This is a genomic window from Pseudomonas sp. TE3-3-F2023, assembly GCF_036784815.1.
Classification (GTDB): Bacteria; Pseudomonadota; Gammaproteobacteria; order Pseudomonadales; family Pseudomonadaceae; genus Aquipseudomonas; species Aquipseudomonas pudica.
In genome coordinates, this window is sequence record NZ_CP145113.1 from 5339405 (window position 1) to 5360548 (window position 21144).

A 21144-nucleotide genomic window follows, 5' to 3' on the forward strand; every position below is an offset into this window, starting at 1 on the left:
CTTATAGTATTGCGCCTTTCCCTATTTCGTCCGCCCCCGTGCGGCTTACGCCGCAGGTCACTCCCGTTGTCAAAAAAAACCATACGGTCGACCTGCATACCGTTGCAGATAAGGTAGTCAATCATGAGCGCTAGGCACTTTCTCTCCCTGCTGGACTTCACCACCGACGAATTGCTCGGGGTGATCCGCCGCGGCATCGAGCTGAAGGACCTGCGCAAGCGAGGCGTGCTCTTCGAGCCGCTGAAAAACCGCGTGCTGGGCATGATCTTCGAGAAGTCCTCCACCCGTACCCGCGTGTCGTTCGAGGCCGGCATGATCCAGCTCGGCGGCCAAGCTATCTTCCTGTCCCCGCGCGACACCCAGCTGGGCCGTGGCGAGCCGATCGGCGACAGCGCCATCGTGCTGTCGAGCATGCTCGATGTGGTGATGATCCGTACCCACGCCCACAGCACCCTGACCGAATTCGCCGCCAACTCGCGTGTGCCGGTGATCAACGCGCTGTCCGACGAGTCGCACCCGTGCCAATTGCTGGCCGACATGCAAACCTTCCTCGAACACCGCGGCTCGATCCAGGGCAAGACCGTGGCCTGGATCGGCGATGGCTTCAACATGTGCAACTCGTACATCGAGGCAGCCAGGCAGTTCGACTTCCAGCTGCGCATCGCCTGCCCGGAAGGCTACGAGCCGGACGCTCGCTTCATGGCCATCGGTGGTGACCACGTGCAGATCGTGCGTGACCCGAAGGAAGCCGTGCGCGGCGCCCATCTGGTGACCACGGATGTCTGGACTTCCATGGGCCAGGAGGAGGAAACTGCACGGCGCCTGGCGCATTTCGCGCCTTACCAGGTCACCCGCGAATTGCTCGACCTGGCGGCACCCGACGCCCTGTTCATGCACTGCCTGCCAGCCCACCGTGGTGAGGAAATCAGCCATGACCTGCTCGACGACCCACGCTCGGTCGCTTGGGACCAGGCTGAAAACCGCCTGCATGCACAGAAGGCCCTTCTCGAATTCCTTGTAGAACCGGCTTACCACCACGCATGAGTCAACCCCTACTGCTCAACCTGCGCAACCTCGCCTGCGGCTATGGCGACCAGCGCATCGTCCAGAACCTCAACCTGCACCTGAACGCAGGCGACATTGGTTGCCTGCTGGGTTCATCCGGTTGCGGCAAAACCACCACCCTGCGCGCCATCGCCGGTTTCGAACCCGTGCACGACGGCGAGATACAGCTGGCTGGCGAGGTCATTTCCCGGGCTGGCTTCACCCTGGCCCCGGAAAAACGCCGCATCGGCATGGTGTTCCAGGACTACGCGCTGTTCCCGCACCTGACCGTGGCGCAGAACGTTGCCTTCGGTATTGCCAAGCACCCGCGCCAGGCCGAGGTCATCGAAGAGATGCTCGAACTGGTCAAGCTGGGCGGCCTGGGCGGGCGCTACCCGCATGAACTGTCCGGCGGCCAGCAGCAACGGGTCGCCCTGGCCCGTGCGCTGGCACCGGAGCCGCAACTGCTGCTGCTTGACGAGCCATTCTCCAACCTCGACGTGGAGCTGCGCCGACGCCTGAGCCATGAGGTTCGCGACATTCTCAAGAGCCGCGGCACCAGCGCCATCCTGGTGACCCATGACCAGGAAGAGGCCTTTGCCGTCAGCGACCAGGTCGGCGTGTTCAAGGAAGGCCGCCTGGAGCAGTGGGACACGCCTTACAACCTTTATCACGAGCCGCAGACGCCGTTCGTGGCCAGCTTCATTGGCCAGGGATATTTCATCCGTGGGCAGATGATCAGCCACGAGGCCGTCAATACCGAGCTGGGTGAACTGCGCGGCAACCGTGCCTACATCATGGCGCCGGGCAGTTCGGTAGATGTGCTGCTGCGCCCTGACGATATCGTCCACGCGCCGGGCAGTGCACTGCAGGCGAACATCGTCGGTAAAAGCTTCCTTGGGGCATCGACCCTGTACCGCCTGCAGTTGCCGACCGGGAGCCAGCTGGAGGCGATCTTTCCTAGCCACAACGACCATCAGGTCGGTGAGAATGTGGGGATTGCGGTCAAGGCGGATCACCTGGTGCTGTTCCCGGTGCCGGGCAGCGTGGCGGCGCAATTGCCGCGGCAGGAGAACGGCGTTCGCCGGTACAGTTCGGCGACCTGATTCGAAATTTTGGGGCCGCTTTGCGGCCCTTTCGCCGGCAAGCCAGCTCCCACAGAATCACCACATGCCCTGAAGGCAACGCTGTACCTGTGGGAGCTGGCTTGCCGGCGATGGGCTGCAAAGCAGCCCCAGAAATCTCAGCCCCGACCAATCCCGGCAAACTTGCCCTGGGTGTGCTCAGCCAGCACCACGGCCGCCAACTCCACCTCCAGCCCACGCCGCCCAGCGCTGACATGAATGGTTGCAAAGTTCTGCGCCGAGTCATCGATAAAGGTGCGCAGGCGCTTCTTCTGCCCCAGCGGGCTGATCCCGCCCACCAGGTACCCCGTGGCCCGCTGCGCAACCACCGGGTCGGCCATCTCGCACTTTTTCACCCCGGCAGCATGGGCCAGGGCCTTGAGGTCGAGTGTACCCACCACAGGTACCACCGCCACCAGCAACTCCCCCTTCTCACTGCTCGCCAGCAAGGTCTTGAACACCTGCTGCGGGTCGAGACCGAGCTTTTCCGCCGCCTCCAGGCCATATGACGCCGACTTGGGGTCATGTTCGTAACTGTGCACACGATGCTCGGCACGGTGTTTCTTCAACAGGTCTAGGGCGGGGGTCATGCGGGGGCTCCGGTCGGGACAGCTCGGCGGCTACTTTAGGACAATTCCCACACCACAGCCAGCGCACCGCAGTCGCGCGCGTCTAGTACGCGGATCCGCGCCTGAAATCAGCATCCACATCGTGACCAACCGTTCACTTTCGACCTTTGACATCAGCGTTTCTTGTCTATATTTTTTCGTTTCTGAATAAATGGTGCACTTTTAAGGTGCATTTCCTACATCTGCCTGGAGTCAACGGGGATAGACTCCGGGCGTTGCTGTCGAGCGCCACGCGCCTCACAACAAAAAAAACGAGGTCATACATGACGACTGCTCTACGCCAACCCACGCTGTCCAGCCAATGCCTGGCCGAGTTCCTCGGCACTGCCCTGCTCATCTTCTTCGGTACCGGCTGCGTCGCAGCGCTCAAGGTCGCGGGCGCCAGCTTCGGCCTGTGGGAAATCAGTATCATCTGGGGCGTGGGCGTCAGCATGGCGATCTATCTCACCGCCGGTATTTCCGGCGCGCACCTGAACCCTGCGGTGAGCATCGCCCTCACCCTGTTCGCCGGTTTCGACAAGCGCAAGCTGCCCTTCTACATGCTGGCCCAGGTATGCGGCGCATTCTGTGGTGCAGCGTTGGTCTACACCCTGTACAGCAACCTTTTCTTCGATTTCGAACAGGCCCATGCCATGTTGCGCGGTAGCGAAGCCAGCCTGGAACTGGCCTCGGTGTTCTCCACCTATCCGCACCCTTCGCTATCCACCGGCCAGGCGTTCCTGGTCGAAGTGATCATCACTGCCATCCTGATGGCAGTGATCATGGCCCTGACCGACGACAACAACGGCCTGCCGCGCGGTGCCATGGCCCCACTGCTGATCGGCCTGCTGATCGCCGTGATCGGTAGCGCCATGGGCCCGTTGACCGGCTTTGCCATGAACCCGGCCCGTGATTTCGGGCCAAAACTCATGACCTTCCTGGCCGGTTGGGGCGAAATCGCCTTCACTGGCGGTCGGGACATGCCTTATTTTCTGGTTCCGGTGTTCGCACCGATCCTTGGCGCCTGCCTGGGTGCTGCGACCTATCGCGGCCTGATCGCCCGCAACCTGCCAATGGCAGCCGCCGTGAACCCTGAGACAAATGACAATCGCCAGGGCGATACTCAAGTCAACTGACGCCGGCATCACGCCCAGCCCTGACCCCCTATTTCCGCAAGGCCTACGACCATGACAGACACCCAGGATAAGAACTACATCATCGCCCTGGACCAGGGCACCACCAGTTCGCGGGCCATCATTTTCGATCGCGACGCCAATGTGGTGGGTACCTCCCAGCGCGAATTCGCCCAGCACTACCCGCAAGCGGGCTGGGTCGAACACGACCCGATGGAAATCTTCGCCACGCAGAGCGCGACCATGGTCGAGGCCCTGGCCCAGGCAGGCATCAGCCACGCCCAGGTCGCCGCACTGGGTATCACCAACCAGCGTGAAACCACCGTTGTATGGGACAAGGAAACCGGCCGCCCGGTGTACAACGCCATCGTCTGGCAGTGCCGCCGCAGCACCGAGATCTGCGCCCAGCTCAAGCGCGACGGGCATGAAGACTACATTCGCGAGACCACCGGCCTGGTCACAGACCCGTACTTCTCTGGCACCAAGCTGAAATGGATCCTCGACAATGTCGAGGGTGCCCGCGAACGCGCCGAACGCGGCGAGTTGCTGTTCGGCACCATCGATACCTGGCTGATCTGGAAGTTTTCCGGCGGCAAGGTGCATGTCACCGATTACACCAACGCCTCGCGCACGCTGATGTTCAACATTCACAGCCTGCAGTGGGACGACAAGCTCCTGGAAATCCTCGGCATCCCACGGCAGATGCTGCCCGAGGTACGCCCTTCCTCCGAGATCTACGGCCACACCAAGAGCGGCATCGCCATTGCCGGTATCGCCGGCGACCAGCAGTCGGCGCTGTTCGGCCAGATGTGCGTTGAGCCGGGTCAGGCCAAGAACACCTATGGCACCGGCTGCTTCCTGCTGATGAACACCGGCGACAAGGCGGTCAAGTCGTCCCATGGCCTGCTCACCACCATCGCCTGCGGCCCGCGAGGCGAAGTGGCCTACGCGCTGGAGGGCGCGGTGTTCAATGGTGGTTCCACCGTGCAGTGGCTGCGCGACGAACTGAAGATCGTCAACGACGCACTCGATACCGAATACTTTGCCAGCAAGGTCAAGGACAGCAACGGGGTATACCTGGTGCCTGCCTTCACCGGCCTGGGTGCCCCGTACTGGGACCCATATGCCCGTGGTGCACTGTTCGGCCTGACCCGTGGCGTGAAGGTGGACCACATCATCCGCGCCGCACTGGAATCGATCGCCTACCAGACCCGCGACGTGCTCGACGCCATGCAGCAGGACTGTGGCCAGCGCCTGTCCGAGTTGCGCGTGGACGGCGGTGCGGTGGCCAACAACTTCCTCATGCAGTTCCAGGCCGACATCCTCGGCACCTGCGTGGAGCGGCCGAAGATGCGCGAAACCACGGCGCTGGGTGCAGCATACCTGGCAGGCCTGGCCTGTGGTTTCTGGAGCGGCCTGGACGAGCTGCGCGACAAGGCGATCATCGAGCGCGAATTCAGCCCGCAGCTGGATGAAGCGCAGAAAGAGAAGCTGTATGCCGGCTGGAAGAAGGCAGTCGACCGTACCCGTGACTGGGAAGATCACGAGGCCTGATCCTATCTGACAGGCGCTATACCACCTGTAGGAGCGGCCTTGTGTCGCGAAAGGGCCGCGAAGCGGCCCCAGCAGCATTTGCTATGACGCGAAAATCCTGGGGCCGCTTCGCGGCCCTCTCGCGACACAAGGCCGCTCCTACAAAAAAGCGCTAGCGCAGGCCACAGGATCGATGCAGGGCATTTGTCTCCGCAGCCACCCAGATAGTCTACTGGTCGTAGTCCGCGTCCTACGGCATCATTGCAGCATTTGTCCGGCAGCCCCAAAGGACCGCCCATGAATCTGCCCCCTCGCCAACAACAAATCCTCGAACTGGTGCGCGAACGCGGTTACGTCAGTATCGAAGAAATGGCGCAGCTGTTCGTCGTAACACCGCAAACCATCCGCCGTGATATCAACCAGCTGGCCGAGCTCAATCTGCTACGCCGCTACCACGGGGGCGCGGCCTACGACTCGAGCATCGAGAACACCGCCTACGCCATGCGCGCCGACCAGATGCGTGACGAAAAACAACGCATCGCCGAAGCGGTTGCCCGGCAGATTCCCGACCATGCCTCGCTGTTCATCAACATCGGTACCACCACCGAATCCATCGCCCGGGCGCTGCTCAACCACAACCACCTGAAAGTCATCACCAACAACCTGCACGTGGCCGCAATCCTTGCTGCCAAGGACGATTTCGAAGTGCTGGTGGCAGGTGGCACGGTGCGCCGTGATGGCGGCGTTGTCGGTCAGGCCAGTGTCGACTTCATCAACCAGTTCAAGGTCGACTTCGCCCTGGTGGGCATCAGCGGCATCGACGAAGATGGCAGCCTGCTCGATTTCGACTATCAGGAAGTGCGGGTGTCCCAGGCGATCATCGCCAATGCCCGTCAAGTGATCCTTGCCGCCGACTCCAGCAAGTTCGGGCGCAACGCCATGGTGCGCATGGGCTCGATCAGCCTGGTCGACTGCCTGGTGACCGACCAGGCGCCAACCCCCGCACTCACCCAGCTGCTGAACCAGTACAAGATCCGGCTTGAGGTGGTTTGAGGGCTGACAGGCGCATGCCGCAAGGCTTGTCGCGCCTGTGAGATCGAGCGTCGTCCGCGCAGCGCTCGATCCCACAGACGCCACAACTTTCAAACCGATCATCCAAAATTTTCGTAAATGTTCATTTCATTGTCATCTGATCAGTTTTTTCTATAAAGACTGACTGGCGACCGGCTTTCTGTTGCGCTAGTATTTTCGAAAACGAACATCAATGTTCATATTCGATGTGAACAGCCCCAGGAGGCCTTGCCCGTGTCCCAGCCCGTTTCGTCCCAGCCACCAGCCGCCGACTGCTATGACCTCGCCGTGATCGGCGGCGGCATCAATGGCGTGGGCATTGCTGCCGACGCCGCCGGGCGTGGCCTCAAGGTATTTCTCTGCGAAAAGGACGACCTGGCTCAGCACACCTCGTCGGCCAGCAGCAAACTGATCCACGGCGGCCTGCGCTACCTGGAGCATTACGAGTTCCGCCTGGTGCGTGAAGCGCTGGCCGAGCGCGAAGTGCTGCTGGCCAAAGCCCCGCACATCGTCAAGCCGATGCGCTTCGTGCTGCCGCACCGCCCGCACTTGCGCCCGGCCTGGATGATTCGCGCCGGCCTGTTCCTCTACGATCACCTCGGCAAGCGCAAGCGCCTGGGTGCTTCGCGCAGCCTGCGCTTCGGCCCGGGTTACCCGCTCAAGCCTGCAATCAGCCGTGGCTTCGAATATGCCGACTGCGCGGTGGACGATGCCCGCCTGGTTGTGCTGAATGCGATGGCCGCACGGGAAAAAGGTGCCCATATTCATACCCGTACCCGCTGCCTGCGTGCGGAGCGTGTGGATGGCCTGTGGCAGGTGGAGTTGCAGCACGCTGACGGCCGCCTGCAGACCATTCGCGCCCGCGCCCTGGTCAACGCTGCCGGCCCGTGGGTGGCCAGCTTCATCAAGGACGACCTCAAGCTCGATGCCCCCTACGGCATCCGCCTGATCCAGGGCAGCCATATCATCGTGCCGCGCATGTACGAAGGCGAACACGCCTACATCCTGCAGAACGAGGACCAGCGCATCGTCTTCTGCATCCCGTACCTGGAGCGCTTCACGCTGATCGGCACCACTGATCGCGAATACAGCGGCGACCCCGCCAAAGTCGCGATCACCGAGCAGGAAACCGATTATCTGCTCAAGGTGGTCAACGCCCACTTCAACCACCAGCTCAGCCGCAGCGACATCGTGCACACCTATTCCGGCGTGCGCCCACTGTGCAACGACGAATCGGACAATCCGTCCGCGGTCACCCGTGACTACACCCTGGCGCTGTCCGCCAGTGAAGGGCAAGCGCCGTTGCTCTCGGTTTTCGGTGGCAAGCTGACCACCTACCGCAAACTGGCCGAGTCGGCCATGGCCGAGCTCAAGCCGCACTTCCCACAGATGCGTGGCAGCTGGACCGCTGGCGCGCCGCTACCAGGTGGTGAGTACATGACCACGGTGCAGGCTCTGGTCGATGCGGTGCTGGCGCGCTGTGGCTGGTTGCCTGTCGATATCGCGAAGCGCTGGGTGCTGACCTATGGCAGCCGTGTATGGCAGTTGCTGGAGGGCGTTCAAGGGCCGGAAGACCTGGGCCAGGCAATTGGCGGTGGGTTGTTTGGCCGGGAGGTGGACTACCTTGCACACAACGAATGGGCATGCAGCGCTGAAGACATTCTCTGGCGCCGCACCAAGCTGGGCTTGTTCACCAGCACGGGCGAGCAACAGGCGCTTGCAGACTATCTGCAACGAGAGCAACAGGCGCGCACGCAAGCGGCGTGACCCATGGCTTGCTTGCACGTACTGGAACGCCGCTTTGACGTTGGCGAAGTCTCCAAATGTATCGTGCCCGGCGGGCGTGGTCGATCGAGCGATTACCGCAAACATAGCCTTGCGCGCTTGGGATGAGCATTAATCAATGCTCATCCAGCGCCCCTTGGCTCGTCCGGCCCGTCGCCAGCGGGCCCGGATGGCACGGTCGGCAGGTCGGTGCAGCAGTAACTACCACCACCCCACATTCCCGGCAGTGATGCTCTGGTGTCTTTCAGACCCGGAGATATCTCGTGACACCCACCGAATACACCCCGTCGTACTCCGTCGACGCCCTGATCGCCCGGCAACTACCTGACTGGTTGACCAGCGCCGATGCAACGCACCTGGAAGCCTACGGCAGGGCCTTGCTTGCACAGCAACAGGCCGCGGACAGGCTTGGCCATCTGCTCGAAAGAATCCCTCGCCTCGAGGACTTCGCGAAGCCCCTGCTCGAACGCGCCCTGCGTGAGCAGGGGCTGGGGCATGTAGACCCGCAATTTGGGCACGTCGTCGTCAGCGAAGAGTTTCAACTGCCTTCGGCGGCGGAGAATTTCTATAGGCCGACGGTTACCCATAGAACGCGACAAACGCTGTTGGCCGCTGCCCTGCATAACTTCGAAGCACACGAAGCTGAACCGTGGCTATTGCGCAAAGCGCACCTGGAGAACGAGAAAGGCGAAAAGCTGGCCATGACCTTCGAGCACTTCGTTCGCCTGTGCCGCTCACTGGACCTGGGCGGCAAGTATCAGACGCTGCTCAGGACGGTGCTCGAGCCCAAGGCTGGCCGTGGCCAGCCGGACGATCAAGCCCGCACGACAATAAAGCACCTTTTTGAAAGCGGCGTACGTACGCGCATGCAGGCAGCAGTTTACGAGGCCCGGTTCAAGGGGCAGCTGGACGAGCGGGATCTGCTTCGGCTGCGGCCGATGCTCGAAGCCCCTGCACTTGCACCCTATGGCAAGGGCACGCTGACAGCTCGCCAACTTTATCTGCTCGGCAAGTGCGTGACGGGGGTCATCACACTTGAGTGGCGCCCTGCTCCGGCTGAAGATATCGACGAAATCATCGTCTGGATACCCGATGCCGCCGAGCAAAGCCTGCGCTTTTACGACAGCTGGGACAGTGTTTACAACGACCTGGCCACTCGCCTCAAGCAGCAGTCATTCCGCCAGTTTTTCCGGCGTTTCATCACGGCACGGGACACAAGCGAGTTCACCAGGGAACTTGCACAACGGCTGGCAGCGTCGCCTGGAGCAATGAAACTGCAGCTCGACGGGCGAAACCTGCCCGTCAAGGGGAATGTGTTCGCATATGTACGGGGGCTATTGCTCGGGCGAATGTTCGATGATGCAGCCTACCTCGCTGTTCCAACGGACCTTGAAGATCGGCTGAGCAGGCACCGGCGCTTGCAGGACATGCTGAGTGCCGGGTTGGACCTGCTGGGGCTGGCAGCTTTGGTCGTACCGGTGCTCGGTGACCTGCTACTGGTCGTCAGCGCGGCGCAATTGCTCGATGAAGTCTATGAAGGCTATCAGGACTGGCAGCTAGGTAACCGCCAAGGAGCGCTGGAGCATTTGTTCAACATAGCCCAGGGCGTGGCGACCACAGGCCTGACTGCAGGGGCTCTGCACACTCTGAGACGAACACCTTTTGTCGACAGTCTTGCGCCAACGGTGTTGCCTGCCGGTGGCATCAGGCTGACCAGAAACCCCCGTTACCTGCCTGCCGAGGAAGATGTCTCGGTATTATTGGAAAGCCTGCAAGGGGAGCACTTTGCCGATACTTTGTCAGATCATGGCCGGATACTTCTACAGGCCACAGGCCTCAACGTGGACCAGTTGCGCCGACTTTGCCTGGAGAACGCTGCACCACCCGCGCGGCTGCTCGATCTCCACGACCGGATCAAGCTGCACCAGCAGGATCCAACCCTGAAAGGACACGCCTTCGAGCAGCAACTTCAGGCGTGGCAAACACCGCAATCTGCCGACCAGGCCAGGCTGATCGGGGTTTTCCGGGGTTTGTCACCAAGGGGTGCCCAGGAAATCATCGACCATAGTAGTACCGCCCAGATAGAACAGTTGCGAGTTTCCGGACGGATGCCACTGAGCATGGCGCAACATGCGCGGTGGTATGAAAGCGCCAGCCGTATTGATCGGGCTTGCCTTGGCTTGCGTCTGCAAACGTTGGCCAACACAGATAGCGACCTATTGGCGCTGCGCCTCATCGAACGGGACGCCCCATGGCCAGACTCCGTGCGAATAGAGTTACGCCAAGGCGCCCAGGATGGATTACTGATATTTGCCAGCCAGAGCGAGACCGCGCAGAACGTACGAACCATTGTCAAAAACACGCAAGGCTACGCCCTGGCAGGCGAAGATAGCCAGGGCAAGCCCTTGCTGGCAGCGGTCCTGGGGTGTCTGGACGACGAGCAGAAAACCCGCCTGGGAAACCGTAACCTGCAGCTCAAGCAATTACGTGACGTACTGGCCATGGCGGCCGAACAGGATCGCAACTCTACGGCTAGCCTGCTCGGCATTTCCGGCATCCGCGCAAATATCAGGCCGCCCCGGCGTTTCGCCGACGGCAGGCTGGCCTATGCACTCAGCGGCGGAGGTGAAAGCAGCCAGAGCGCTATTCGCCAAGGGATCCATCAAATATTCCCCACACTCTCCGAACTGCAACTGGACGCTTATCTGGAAGCGGTGCGCCAGCGCGGTGAGAGCTTGTGGGACCATTACCAGACGCTGCAACGCCAGCTTGCCGACCTGCGCGAAGCACTACAGATCTGGCAGGCCGATTGGCAATCGCCAATCGACGCCATTCGCAGACGCCGCATAGCCGATACCCTTCGCCGCAGTTGGCGGCGCAAACTGGTGGACGGCAACGACCAATATGAACTGACCATCGATGGCGAGCACATCGATGCGTTGCCAGACCTGCCGGAGGGTGTGGAATACCGACATGTGCGCCGGCTGACCTTGCGCAACATGCGCTTGCAACAGATCGACGCGCGGTTCCTCAGGCTGTTCCCCAACGTCGTGGACCTGGACCTCAGCGGCAACCGGCTGACTTTGGTCCCCGAGGGCATCGAGGCTCTCGGCCAGCTACGGCGCTTGAACCTGAGCAACAACCTGATTGCGCTGGATGCCGCAGGCAACAGCCGCCTGGCTCAACTGCGACGGCTGAACACGCTGATACTCAACAACAACCCGCTCAACGGCATGCCCGACCTCTCGGCCTTGGCACATGTGCGGGACCTGCACCTGCGAGCAACGGGACAGGCGGACATTGGCCTGGTCCACCAGAGCGTGGCGCTACGCGCCCATATCGACTTGCGCGACAACAGAATCAGCGAGCTGCAACGCGAGATGCGCGGCTTGCGCCTACGCCTGCAACGGATGAATCTGCACGACAACCCGTTGAGCGAAAGCAGCATCGAGTATCTGGACCAGGCACAAGGAGCCAGCGAAGCAGGTGCCCGGGGCAGCGCGTCGTATGTCCACGAGCCGATCGGTGAGGAGACCCGCGCGAACTGGGTAGCATCCCGAAACGAGCTGCTACGTGCAGAACGTGAGGCAGCCTGGGACCGCCTGAGCGAGGAGCCGGGTTCGGGAGGCCTGTTCAGATTTTTGGCTGACTTCGCCCAGAGCGAGGACTTCGAGGCCCATCCCCGGCATTATCGACGCCGCATCTGGCATATCCTTGAAGCCTGCGAAAACAACGAAGCGTTACGCGAGCAGGTGTTTCGCGAGGCCGACGGGCCGCGTACCTGCGAGGATCGCCTGTTGCTGCTGCTCAACCAGATGGAGGTGGGTGTGCTGGCCTTTCAGGGCATCGAAGGCGTGCCGGTTGCAATGAGAGAGAGCCGCCTGCTGTATCTGGGAGGCCAGTTGCACCGCCTGGACCTGCTTGACGATATTGCCAACCGCCACGTCCAGGCCCTGCGCGAAGCAGGGCGCCGAGTGGATGAAATCGAAGTTCGGCTTTTCTATCGCCTGCGGCTGACAGGGGCACTTGACTTGCCAGCACCACCGGATGAAATGCACTTCGCTTCATTCGCCCACGTGACAACGCGGGATCTGAACGCGGCAGAAATAGAAGTGCTGCAAACCTACAGTACCCTGTCGATGCTGGACGCGCTGGCAGGCCGCCCTTACTGGCAGAACTACTTGCGAGAAACCTATGCTGACCGCTTCGAGGCGATAGCACGGCCTTATCACGAGCGAATGGAAGCGCTCGAGGCACAAGCCATGGCCGGCCAGGAAGCAGGCTATGAAGACCGCGCCCGGAACCTGATGCGCGAACTTGCCGCCGAGGAATCAACGCTGATACGCACCCTCACTACCGAGGCTTGGGCGCGCTGGAACCAGTCGCCGCTAGAGCGGCTGATGCCCCTCTGAAATAGCGGACAGCGCTGCGATCAGGCCTCTCGTGACGGCGGCCTGATCGCCCCAGTGCTTGGTAGCCGGGGAACTGCAAATTCGTTCGGATTTCCGAACAGAAAACAGCAATTCATTCGGAATGGCGGATGAAACGTACCGTCACAAGATGAGCAATAAAGTTTGATTCCCAATGAATCCGCGGCGTTATGATCAATGTCAGGGCTTGGCACGACTCATGCTCTACACTTGGTAGCCGAATGCAATCGTTTATTTCTGTATTCGTTGAACGAAGAGTCCGCCAACGGCTCCATAAAAAAAACAAACACGTCGAGGAAAATTTGATGCGCATCGTTCGTCAATTGCTGGGCGCCGCCATCGCGGCCGCTGTGATCGCTTCGCCGGCCATGGCCGAGGAACTGACCGGCACCCTGAAGAAGATCAAGGATTCGGGCACCATCACGCTGGGCCACCGCGACTCCTCCATCCCGTTTTCCTACCTGGCCGGCAAGCCCGAGCCCGTAGGCTACTCGCATGACATCCAGCTGGCTGTCGTCGACGCCCTGAAGAAGCAGCTGGGCACGGACATCAAGGTCCGCTACAACCTCGTCACCTCCCAGACCCGCATCCCGCTGGTGCAGAACGGCACCGTGGACCTCGAGTGCGGCTCCACCACCAACAACGTCGAGCGCCAGCAGCAGGTCGGCTTCTCGGTCGGCATCTTCGAAGTCGGTACCCGCCTGCTGACCAAGGTCAAGGACGGTCAGCCGGCATACAAGGACTTCCCGGACCTGGCCGGCAAGAACGTGGTGACCACCGCCGGTACCACCTCCGAGCGCATCCTCAAGGCGATGAATGCCGACAAGCAGATGAAGATGAACGTGATCTCCGCCAAGGACCACGGTGAAGCCTTCAACATGCTCGAAAGCGGCCGCGCCGTGGCCTTCATGATGGACGACGCCCTGCTCGCCGGCGAAATGGCCAAGGCTCGCAAGCCGTCGGACTGGGTCATCACCGGTACCCCGCAGTCGTACGAAATCTATGGTTGCATGGTGCGCAAGGATGACGCGGCCTTCAAGAAAGCGGTCGATGACGCCATCGTTGGTTACTTCAAGTCGGGCGAAGTCAACAAGAGCTATGACAAGTGGTTCCAGCAGCCAATCCCGCCAAAGGGCCTGAACCTGCAGTTCCCGATGAGCGACGAGCTGAAGAAACTGATCGCCGAGCCGACCGACAAGGCTGCGGACGAGAAGAAGTCCTGACTCTCAGATAGTGGCCTGGTGCTCAACAGCACCAATCAATACTGCAGGCCACTCATTAGTGTCTAACCTTTCATCCGAGGGCGCCAAGCGCCCTCGGATGCTCGAAGGTGCCCGTGAAACGATCGTCTGAGGGGAAATCCCGATGAATTACAACTGGGACTGGGGCGTGTTCTTCAAGTCCACCGGCGTGGGCAGCGAAACCTATCTGGACTGGTACATCACCGGCCTGGGCTGGACCATCGCCATCGCCATCTCCGCCTGGATCATCGCCCTGCTGCTGGGCTCGGTCCTCGGTGTCATGCGTACCGTGCCGAACCGTGTGGTAGCAGGTATCGCCACTGCCTACGTGGAGCTGTTCCGCAACGTACCGCTGCTGGTGCAGCTGTTCATCTGGTACTTCCTGGTGCCGGACCTGCTGCCAGAAGGCCTGCAGGAATGGTTCAAGCAGGACCTCAACCCGACCACTTCGGCGCTGATCAGCGTGGTCATCTGCCTGGGCCTGTTCACCGCGGCCCGCGTGTGCGAACAGGTGCGTACCGGCATCCAGGCGCTGCCCCGGGGCCAGGAAGCCGCCGCCCGCGCCATGGGCTTCAGCCTGCCGCAGATCTACACCAACGTGCTGCTGCCGCAAGCCTACCGGATCATCATTCCGCCGCTCACCTCGGAATTCCTGAACGTGTTCAAGAACTCGTCGGTGGCGTCGCTGATCGGCCTGATGGAGCTGCTGGCACAAACCAAGCAGACCGCCGAATTCTCGGCCAACCTGTTCGAGGCCTTCACCCTGGCCACGCTGATCTACTTCACCCTGAACATGGGCCTGATGCTGCTGATGCGCATGGTCGAGAAGAAAGTCTCGGTGCCCGGCCTGATTTCCGTAGGGGGCAAATAAATGGACATGGATTTCAGCGAAATCATCCCGGCCCTGCCTGCCCTGTGGGAAGGCATGGTCATGACCTTGCAGTTGATGGTCATGGGCGTGGTCGGCGGCATTGTGCTGGGGACCATCCTGGCCCTGATGCGCCTGTCGTCGAGCAAGCTGCTGTCGAACTTGGCCGGCGCCTATGTCAACTACTTCCGCTCGATCCCGCTGCTGCTGGTCATCACCTGGTTCTACCTGGCGGTACCGTTCGTGCTGCGCTGGATCACTGGTGAAGACACCCCGGTGGGTGCCTTCACCTCCTGCGTGGTGGCATTCATGATGTTCGAGGCCGCGTACTTCTGCGAAATCGTCCGCGCCGGCGTGCAGTCGATCTCCAAGGGCCAGATGGGCGCCGCCCAGGCGCTGGGCATGACCTACGGCCAGACCATGCGCCTGATCATCCTGCCCCAGGCCTTCCGCAAGATGACGCCACTGCTTTTGCAGCAGAGCATCATCCTGTTCCAGGACACCTCGCTGGTATACACCGTGGGCCTGGTGGACTTCCTCAACTCGGCACGCTCCAACGGCGACATCATCGGGCGCTCCCATGAGTTCCTGATCTTCGCCGGTGTCGTGTACTTCCTCATCAGCTTCTCCGCTTCGTGGCTGGTCAAGCGCCTGCAAAAAAGGATCACCGTATGATTTCCATCAAGAACGTCAACAAGTGGTACGGGGACTTCCAGGTACTGACCGACTGCAGCACCGAGGTCAAGAAGGGTGAAGTGGTGGTGGTATGCGGCCCGTCGGGTTCGGGCAAGTCCACCTTGATCAAGTGCGTCAACGCCCTGGAGCCGTTCCAGAAAGGTGACATCGTGGTCGACGGCACCTCGATCGCCGACCCCAAGACCAACCTGCCCAAGCTGCGTTCGCGCGTTGGCATGGTGTTCCAGCACTTCGAGCTGTTCCCGCACCTGTCCATCACCGAGAACCTGACCATTGCCCAGCGCAAGGTGCTTGGCCGCAGCGAAGCGGAAGCGACCAAGAAGGGCCTGGCCCTGCTCGACCGTGTCGGCCTCGGTGCCCACGCCAAGAAGCACCCGGGCCAGCTGTCCGGCGGCCAGCAGCAGCGCGTGGCCATCGCCCGCGCCCTGTCGATGGACCCGATCGTCATGCTGTTCGACGAACCGACCTCGGCACTGGACCCGGAGATGGTCAACGAAGTACTGGACGTGATGGTCGAGCTGGCCCACGAAGGCATGACCATGATGTGCGTGACCCATGAAATGGGCTTCGCCCGCAAGGTGGCCAACCGCGTGATCTTCATGGACAAGGGCAACATCATCGAGGATTGCCAGAAGGAAGACTTCTTCGGCAACCCGAGCGCCCGCCACGAGCGTACCCAGCACTTCCTCAGCAAGATCCTGCAACACTGATTTTGCCTCACTGAAGCGGTCGGCGCCGCTGTCCTTTCGGGCAGCAGGCGCTGGTCGTGACAAGGCCACTGTGATGAAATGCGATCCTTCGCTTCTTCTCCCTGCCAAGCCTGCCGTGAAATCCCGCCTGCTCCGCCAATTGCTGTTGCCGCCGCTGATCATCCTGCTGATGGTCGGCCTGGGAATGGCTGGCTACCTGATCAGCGAGAGCAACGGCATCCGCACCCTCAGCGAAAACGGCGAGCGCCAGCTGGAGCTGCACGCGCGCACGGTCGAGAGCGAAATCAGCAAGTACACCTACCTGCCGAGCCTGCTGGAGCTGGAAGACAGCGTCTCGCACCTGCTCACCGACCCTGACGGTGGCTCGCGGCAGATCGTCAACGAATACCTCGAAGGCCTGAACCGGCGCAGCCGCAGCCGGGCCATCTTCGTCCTCGACACCAATGGCCGGGTCCAGGCCACCAGCAACTGGCGCGATGCCGACTCGTTTCTGGGTGAGGACCTGTCGTTCCGTGCCTACTTCCAGACTGCCGTGCGCGGCGAGCCCGGGCGTTTCTACGGTATCGGCAGCACCACCGGCGAGGCCGGCTATTACCTGGCCCACGGCCTGGAGGAACACGGCAAGATCATTGGCGTGGCCGTGATCAAAGTGCGCCTGGACACCCTCGAGGAGCGCTGGCAGCGTGCCCGCCTGGAAGCGTTCGTCAGCGACGAGAACGGCATCATCATCCTCTCCAGCGACCCGGCCCGGCGCCTGAAGTCGGTACGCCCACTGACTCCGCAGATCAAGGAGCGCCTGGCCCGTAGCCTGCAGTACTACTGGTGGCCGCTGAACGAACTGCAGCCCCTGGCCCGGGAAACCCTGGCCGATGGTGTGGAAAAGCTGACCTTCCCGGCCAACAGCGAAACCGCACAGGGCAAGGCCAGCGAAATGGCCTACCTGGCCCAGACCCGGCGCCTGGTCGACACGCCTTGGCACTTCACCCTGCTGACACCGCTGCAGGACCTGCGCCGCGAATCCATGGTACAGGGCGTGCTGGTGGGCGTTGCCTTCGCCTTGCTGGCGATCCTCGGCATTGCCTGGAACGAACGGCGCAAGGTCATCGCCACCCGCCTGGCAGCCCGCGAGGCCCTGCAGGAAGCCAACAGCCAGCTGGAGAGACGGATTACCGAACGCACGGCCGACCTGCGCGCCAGCAACGAGCGCCTTAAGGGCCAGATTCGCGAGCGCCGGCATGCCGAGCAGACCCTGCGCCACGCCCAGGACGAACTGGTACAGGCCGGCAAGCTGGCCGCCATCGGGCAGATGTCCACCAGCATCGCCCACGAACTGAACCAGCCGCTGGCCGCGCTGCGCACGTTGTCCGGCAACACCGTGCGCTTCCTCGAGCGTGGGGCACTGGAAACCGCCAGCACCAACTTGCGCACCATGAACGACCTGATCGACCGCATGGGCCGCATCACCGCCAGCCTGCGCTCGTTCGCCCGACGCAGCGACGACAGCGGCCAGGCCTCGCTGGCCAAGGCCGTGGACGCTACCCTGCAGGTGCTGGCCAACCGCATCAGCGCCTGCCACCTGCAATTGCACAATCAGTTCGAGGACCAACAGCTGGCCATCGACCAGACCCGCCTGGAGCAGATCCTGGTAAACCTGATCGGCAACGCCCTGGATGCCATGACCGCCCAGCCGCTTCCGCAACTGTGGCTGGAAGGCGAGCTGCAGGGCGACAAGTACCGTTTGCAGGTGCGCGACAATGGCCACGGCATCGATGCCGAGGCGCGCAAGCATCTTTTCGAACCTTTCTTCACCACCAAACCGGGCGAACACGGCCTGGGCCTGGGCCTGACCCTGTCGGCGAGCCTTGCCGCCGCCGCCAAGGGCAGCCTCAACGTCGAGCACCCCGCCAGCGGCGGCACGGCCTTCGTCCTGGCCCTGCCCTTGGTCTCACCCCCTAGCGAATCGGCAGAGCAACCATGAACCAAGCGCCTCTTACCGTCCTGATCGTCGAAGACGACCCGCATGTGCTGCTCGGCTGCCAACAGGCGTTGGCGCTGGAAGACATCGCCTGCGAAGGCGTGGGCAGCGCCGAGCAGGCGCTGGAACGCATCGGCGACGACTTCGCCGGCATCGTCGTCAGCGATATCCGCCTGCCGGGCATCGATGGCCTGGAGCTGCTCAACCGCCTCAAGGCCCGCGACCGCAGCCTGCCGGTGGTGCTGATCACCGGCCACGGCGATATCGACATGGCGGTCGGCGCGATGCGCAATGGCGCCTACGACTTCATGGAAAAGCCTTTCTCCCCGGAGCGCCTGGTCGATGTGGTGCGCCGCGCCCTTGAACAGCGCGGGCTGTCGCGCGAAGTGGTGGCCCTGCGCCGCCAGCTGGCCGAGCAAAGCAGCCTGGAGGGGCGCATCATTGGCCGCTCGCCAGCCATGGAGCACTTGCGCGAACTGATCGCCAACGTCGCCGATACCTCGGCCAACGTGCTGATCGAAGGCGAGACAGGTACCGGCAAGGAACTGGTCGCCCGCTGCCTGCACGACTTCAGCCGCCGCCAGGGCCAGCCGTTCGTGGCACTGAACTGCGGCGGCCTGCCGGAAAACCTGTTCGAAAGCGAGATTTTCGGCCACGAAGCCAACGCTTTCACCGGTGCCGGCAAACGCCGCATCGGCAAGATTGAACATGCCAATGGCGGCACGCTGTTCCTCGACGAGGTTGAGAGCATGCCGATCAACCTACAGATCAAGCTGTTGCGCGTGCTGCAGGAGCGCACCCTGGAGCGGCTGGGCTCGAACCAGAGCATTCCGGTGGACTGCCGGGTGATCGCGGCCACCAAGTCCGACCTGGATGCCATGGGCCAGAGCGGCCAGTTCCGCAGCGACCTGTATTACCGGCTGAACGTGGTTACCCTGGAGCTGCCGCCGCTGCGCGAGCGCCGCGAAGATATCCTGCAACTGTTCGAGCACTTCCTGCAGCAATCGGCACTGCGCTTCGACCGCGAAACGCCTGCGCTGGACAGCCAGACCTTGTCGCGCCTGATGGCCCACGACTGGCCGGGCAACGTGCGTGAACTGCGCAACGTCGCCGAACGCTATGCCCTCGGCCTGCCAGCGTTCAAGAAAGGCCCCAGCGGTGGTGCCAGCCAAGGCCTGGGCTTTGCCGAGGCGGTGGAAGCGTTCGAGCGCAACCTGCTCGGCGATGCCCTGCAACGCACCGGCGGCAACCTGAGCCAGGCCAGCCAGGAGCTGGGCATGGCCAAGACCACGCTGTTCGACAAAGTGAAGAAATACGGCCTCGGCTGACCTCAATCCAACCTGGAAAGACAACGTGGACCTGGTATTCAAAGCTGCCCTGGGCGCTGGCGTGGTGCTCCTGCTGGCGGTGCTGTCGAAAACACGCAATTACTACATCGCCGGGCTGGTGCCGCTATTCCCCACCTTTGCCCTGATTGCCCACTACATAGTTGGCAAGGGGCGCAGCATTACCGACCTGAAGACCACCATCCTGTTCGGCATGTGGTCGATCATTCCGTACTTCGTGTACCTCGCGACCTTGTATGTGCTGGTCGACCGCATGCGCCTGGAGGCATCGCTGGCGTTGGCCACGGTGGCCTGGCTGATGGCCGCCACCGTGTTGGTGACCTTGTGGGTGCGGATGCACTGAGGCCGGTCGGCTGACGCGGTCCGTGTAGGAGCGGCCTTGTGTCGCGATGGAGCGCGTAGCGGCCCCCGATTTCAGCTTCGCCGCGAATATTGCTGGGGCCGCCTTGCGGCCCTTTCGCGACACAAGGCCGCTCCTACAGGGGATCGCATCAGCCTGGAAGCATGGAAATTCACAGCCCTGCGATATGCGTGACATCCTGCCGATGTGCCTGCAGGTAGGGCAACACTGCCCCCAGCAACGGCGCCTTGAACGGCTCCTGAAAGCGGTGCGCCAACCCCGGTATCAAACGCAGTTGGCTACCCCGGATATGCGCGGCCAGATGCACACCATGCATCACCGGCAGCAACGGGTCGGCCGTGCCATGCACCACCAGGGTCGGCACCCGCAACTGGTTCAACAACTCGACCCTGCTCGGCTCGGCCAGTATCGCCATGATCTGGCGCTTGGCGCCTTCAGGATTGAACGCCCGGTCATAGGCCACGGCCGCCTGCTGCAGCAAGGCCGCACGGTCGTCACGCACCTCGGGGCTGCCCAGCGCCGCCAGCAGGTCGGCCTGCTGTTCGATGGCAACCTCGCGGTTCGGCGCGCTGCGCCGGGCCAGCAGCTGCACCAGCGCCGGATCCGGCGCCGGCAACCCCGCCGCCCCTGAACTGGACATGACCAACGTCAGGCTGCGCACGCGCTCGGGCGCCATGGCCGCCAGGTGCTGGGCAATCATGCCGCCCATGCTCACCCCCAGCACATGAAACTGGTGCACGCCCAACGCATCCATCAGGCGCAGTCCATCGTCCGCCATGTCGGTCAGCGTATAAGGCGCAGCTACCGGCAGGCCCAGCTTGTAGCGCAGCAGTTCGACCGTCAGGTTGGCCGACGGTGGCAGCTGGCTCCAGCGTGACAGGCCGACATCGCGGTTGTCATAGCGAATCACCCGAAAACCCTGGCGGCACAAAGCTTCGACCACGTCGTCCGGCCAGTGGATCAGCTGCCCGCCAAGGCCCATCACCAGCAGCAAGGCCGGGTCACGTGGCGCACCGACGCTCTGGTACACCAGGCTGACCGCGCCCAGCTCGGCCCGCTGCACCGGCACGTGGGCGTCACAACGCTGTTCAGCGAAACTCGCAGGTACGCCGAATACAAAGAAAAGAAGAAGCCAATAAGCCCGCATGAAGGAAACACCAGAATGCAAATCCCCAGTAGAGCGCGAGTCTGATGAATTCTGTTCGGGCGCGCTGCCACA

General features: G+C 62.3%; 16 protein-coding genes. 14 read left to right on the forward strand and 2 right to left on the reverse strand.

What is annotated here, in order from left to right:
- Positions 1-123: 123 nt before the first annotated feature.
- Positions 124-1044, forward strand: coding sequence for an ornithine carbamoyltransferase (argF, locus tag V3314_RS24485; RefSeq protein ID WP_046614756.1), 921 nt, complete (start codon positions 124-126; stop codon positions 1042-1044).
- On the forward strand, positions 1041-2150 hold the full coding sequence (locus V3314_RS24490) for an ABC transporter ATP-binding protein (RefSeq protein WP_046614757.1): 1110 nt from the start codon (positions 1041-1043) through the stop codon (positions 2148-2150). Before argF ends, V3314_RS24490 begins: the two co-directional genes overlap by 4 nt.
- Before the next feature lie 137 nt (positions 2151-2287).
- Here the strand turns inward: V3314_RS24490 and ybaK are convergent, their stop codons facing one another.
- Positions 2288-2758 carry a Cys-tRNA(Pro) deacylase gene (gene ybaK, locus V3314_RS24495; RefSeq protein WP_046614758.1) on the reverse strand — a complete coding sequence of 157 codons (471 nt, stop codon included), beginning with the start codon at positions 2756-2758 and terminating at the stop codon, positions 2288-2290.
- Between the two features lie 302 nt (positions 2759-3060).
- Here ybaK and V3314_RS24500 point away from each other — a divergent pair, with 302 nt between their 5' ends.
- The 12 genes from V3314_RS24500 to V3314_RS24555 all read left to right on the forward strand — a co-directional run bounded on the left by V3314_RS24500 (position 3061) and on the right by V3314_RS24555 (position 19907).
- Positions 3061-3912, forward strand: a complete 852-nt coding sequence (locus V3314_RS24500; protein ID WP_015271568.1) for an MIP/aquaporin family protein — start codon at positions 3061-3063, stop codon at positions 3910-3912.
- Between the two features lie 51 nt (positions 3913-3963).
- Positions 3964-5463, forward strand: a complete 1500-nt coding sequence (gene glpK / locus V3314_RS24505; protein ID WP_046614759.1) for a glycerol kinase GlpK — start codon at positions 3964-3966, stop codon at positions 5461-5463.
- A gap of 276 nt (positions 5464-5739) precedes the next feature.
- Positions 5740-6495, forward strand: coding sequence for a DNA-binding transcriptional repressor GlpR (glpR, locus tag V3314_RS24510; protein ID WP_046614760.1), 756 nt, complete (start codon positions 5740-5742; stop codon positions 6493-6495).
- Positions 6496-6747: 252 nt separating this feature from the next.
- Positions 6748-8280, forward strand: a complete 1533-nt coding sequence (glpD, locus tag V3314_RS24515) for a glycerol-3-phosphate dehydrogenase (protein WP_046614761.1) — start codon at positions 6748-6750, stop codon at positions 8278-8280.
- Positions 8281-8561: 281 nt separating this feature from the next.
- A complete protein-coding gene (locus tag V3314_RS24520; RefSeq protein ID WP_338459741.1) occupies positions 8562-12710 on the forward strand; it encodes an NEL-type E3 ubiquitin ligase domain-containing protein in 4149 nt (1382 codons plus the stop codon).
- Between the two features lie 323 nt (positions 12711-13033).
- Entirely contained in the window at positions 13034-13951 is a 918-nt protein-coding gene (locus V3314_RS24525; RefSeq protein ID WP_025340398.1) for a glutamate/aspartate ABC transporter substrate-binding protein, read from the forward strand.
- Between the two features lie 142 nt (positions 13952-14093).
- Complete coding sequence (locus tag V3314_RS24530; RefSeq protein ID WP_046614762.1) at positions 14094-14840, forward strand: amino acid ABC transporter permease; 747 nt, start codon at positions 14094-14096, stop codon at positions 14838-14840.
- Positions 14841-15512: an ABC transporter permease subunit gene (locus V3314_RS24535; RefSeq protein WP_043206507.1), complete on the forward strand. Its 672-nt coding sequence runs from the start codon at positions 14841-14843 to the stop codon at positions 15510-15512. It abuts the gene before it with no gap.
- The gene (locus V3314_RS24540) at positions 15509-16243 is read left to right on the forward strand and encodes an amino acid ABC transporter ATP-binding protein (protein ID WP_003258023.1); all 735 of its coding nucleotides are present in this window, start codon (positions 15509-15511) and stop codon (positions 16241-16243) included. The genes V3314_RS24535 and V3314_RS24540 overlap by 4 nt, the downstream gene beginning before the upstream one ends.
- A gap of 73 nt (positions 16244-16316) precedes the next feature.
- Positions 16317-18221, forward strand: coding sequence for an ATP-binding protein (locus V3314_RS24545; protein WP_046614763.1), 1905 nt, complete (start codon positions 16317-16319; stop codon positions 18219-18221).
- 47 nt (positions 18222-18268) lie between these two features.
- Positions 18269-19546 carry a sigma-54 dependent transcriptional regulator gene (locus V3314_RS24550; RefSeq protein ID WP_230385126.1) on the forward strand — a complete coding sequence of 426 codons (1278 nt, stop codon included), beginning with the start codon at positions 18269-18271 and terminating at the stop codon, positions 19544-19546.
- 25 nt (positions 19547-19571) lie between these two features.
- Complete coding sequence (locus tag V3314_RS24555) at positions 19572-19907, forward strand: GlpM family protein (RefSeq protein ID WP_046614765.1); 336 nt, start codon at positions 19572-19574, stop codon at positions 19905-19907.
- Positions 19908-20076: 169 nt separating this feature from the next.
- Here V3314_RS24555 and V3314_RS24560 read toward each other — a convergent pair whose 3' ends face one another.
- Positions 20077-21072 carry an alpha/beta hydrolase gene (locus V3314_RS24560; RefSeq protein ID WP_046614766.1) on the reverse strand — a complete coding sequence of 332 codons (996 nt, stop codon included), beginning with the start codon at positions 21070-21072 and terminating at the stop codon, positions 20077-20079.
- Positions 21073-21144 lie beyond the last annotated feature (72 nt).

Excerpts from the sequence above, each read along its gene's own strand:
- argF (WP_046614756.1), top strand. The coding sequence starts at position 124 with ATGAGCGCTAGGCACTTTCTCTCCCTGCTGGACTTCACCACCGACGAA.
- V3314_RS24490 (WP_046614757.1), top strand. The coding sequence starts at position 1,041 with ATGAGTCAACCCCTACTGCTCAACCTGCGCAACCTCGCCTGCGGCTAT.
- ybaK (WP_046614758.1), bottom strand. The coding sequence starts at position 2,758 with ATGACCCCCGCCCTAGACCTGTTGAAGAAACACCGTGCCGAGCATCGT.
- V3314_RS24500 (WP_015271568.1), top strand. The coding sequence starts at position 3,061 with ATGACGACTGCTCTACGCCAACCCACGCTGTCCAGCCAATGCCTGGCC.
- glpK (WP_046614759.1), top strand. The coding sequence starts at position 3,964 with ATGACAGACACCCAGGATAAGAACTACATCATCGCCCTGGACCAGGGC.
- glpR (WP_046614760.1), top strand. The coding sequence starts at position 5,740 with ATGAATCTGCCCCCTCGCCAACAACAAATCCTCGAACTGGTGCGCGAA.
- V3314_RS24525 (WP_025340398.1), top strand. The coding sequence starts at position 13,034 with ATGCGCATCGTTCGTCAATTGCTGGGCGCCGCCATCGCGGCCGCTGTG.
- V3314_RS24530 (WP_046614762.1), top strand. The coding sequence starts at position 14,094 with ATGAATTACAACTGGGACTGGGGCGTGTTCTTCAAGTCCACCGGCGTG.
- V3314_RS24535 (WP_043206507.1), top strand. The coding sequence starts at position 14,841 with ATGGACATGGATTTCAGCGAAATCATCCCGGCCCTGCCTGCCCTGTGG.
- V3314_RS24540 (WP_003258023.1), top strand. The coding sequence starts at position 15,509 with ATGATTTCCATCAAGAACGTCAACAAGTGGTACGGGGACTTCCAGGTA.
- V3314_RS24545 (WP_046614763.1), top strand. The coding sequence starts at position 16,317 with ATGAAATGCGATCCTTCGCTTCTTCTCCCTGCCAAGCCTGCCGTGAAA.
- V3314_RS24560 (WP_046614766.1), bottom strand. The coding sequence starts at position 21,072 with ATGCGGGCTTATTGGCTTCTTCTTTTCTTTGTATTCGGCGTACCTGCG.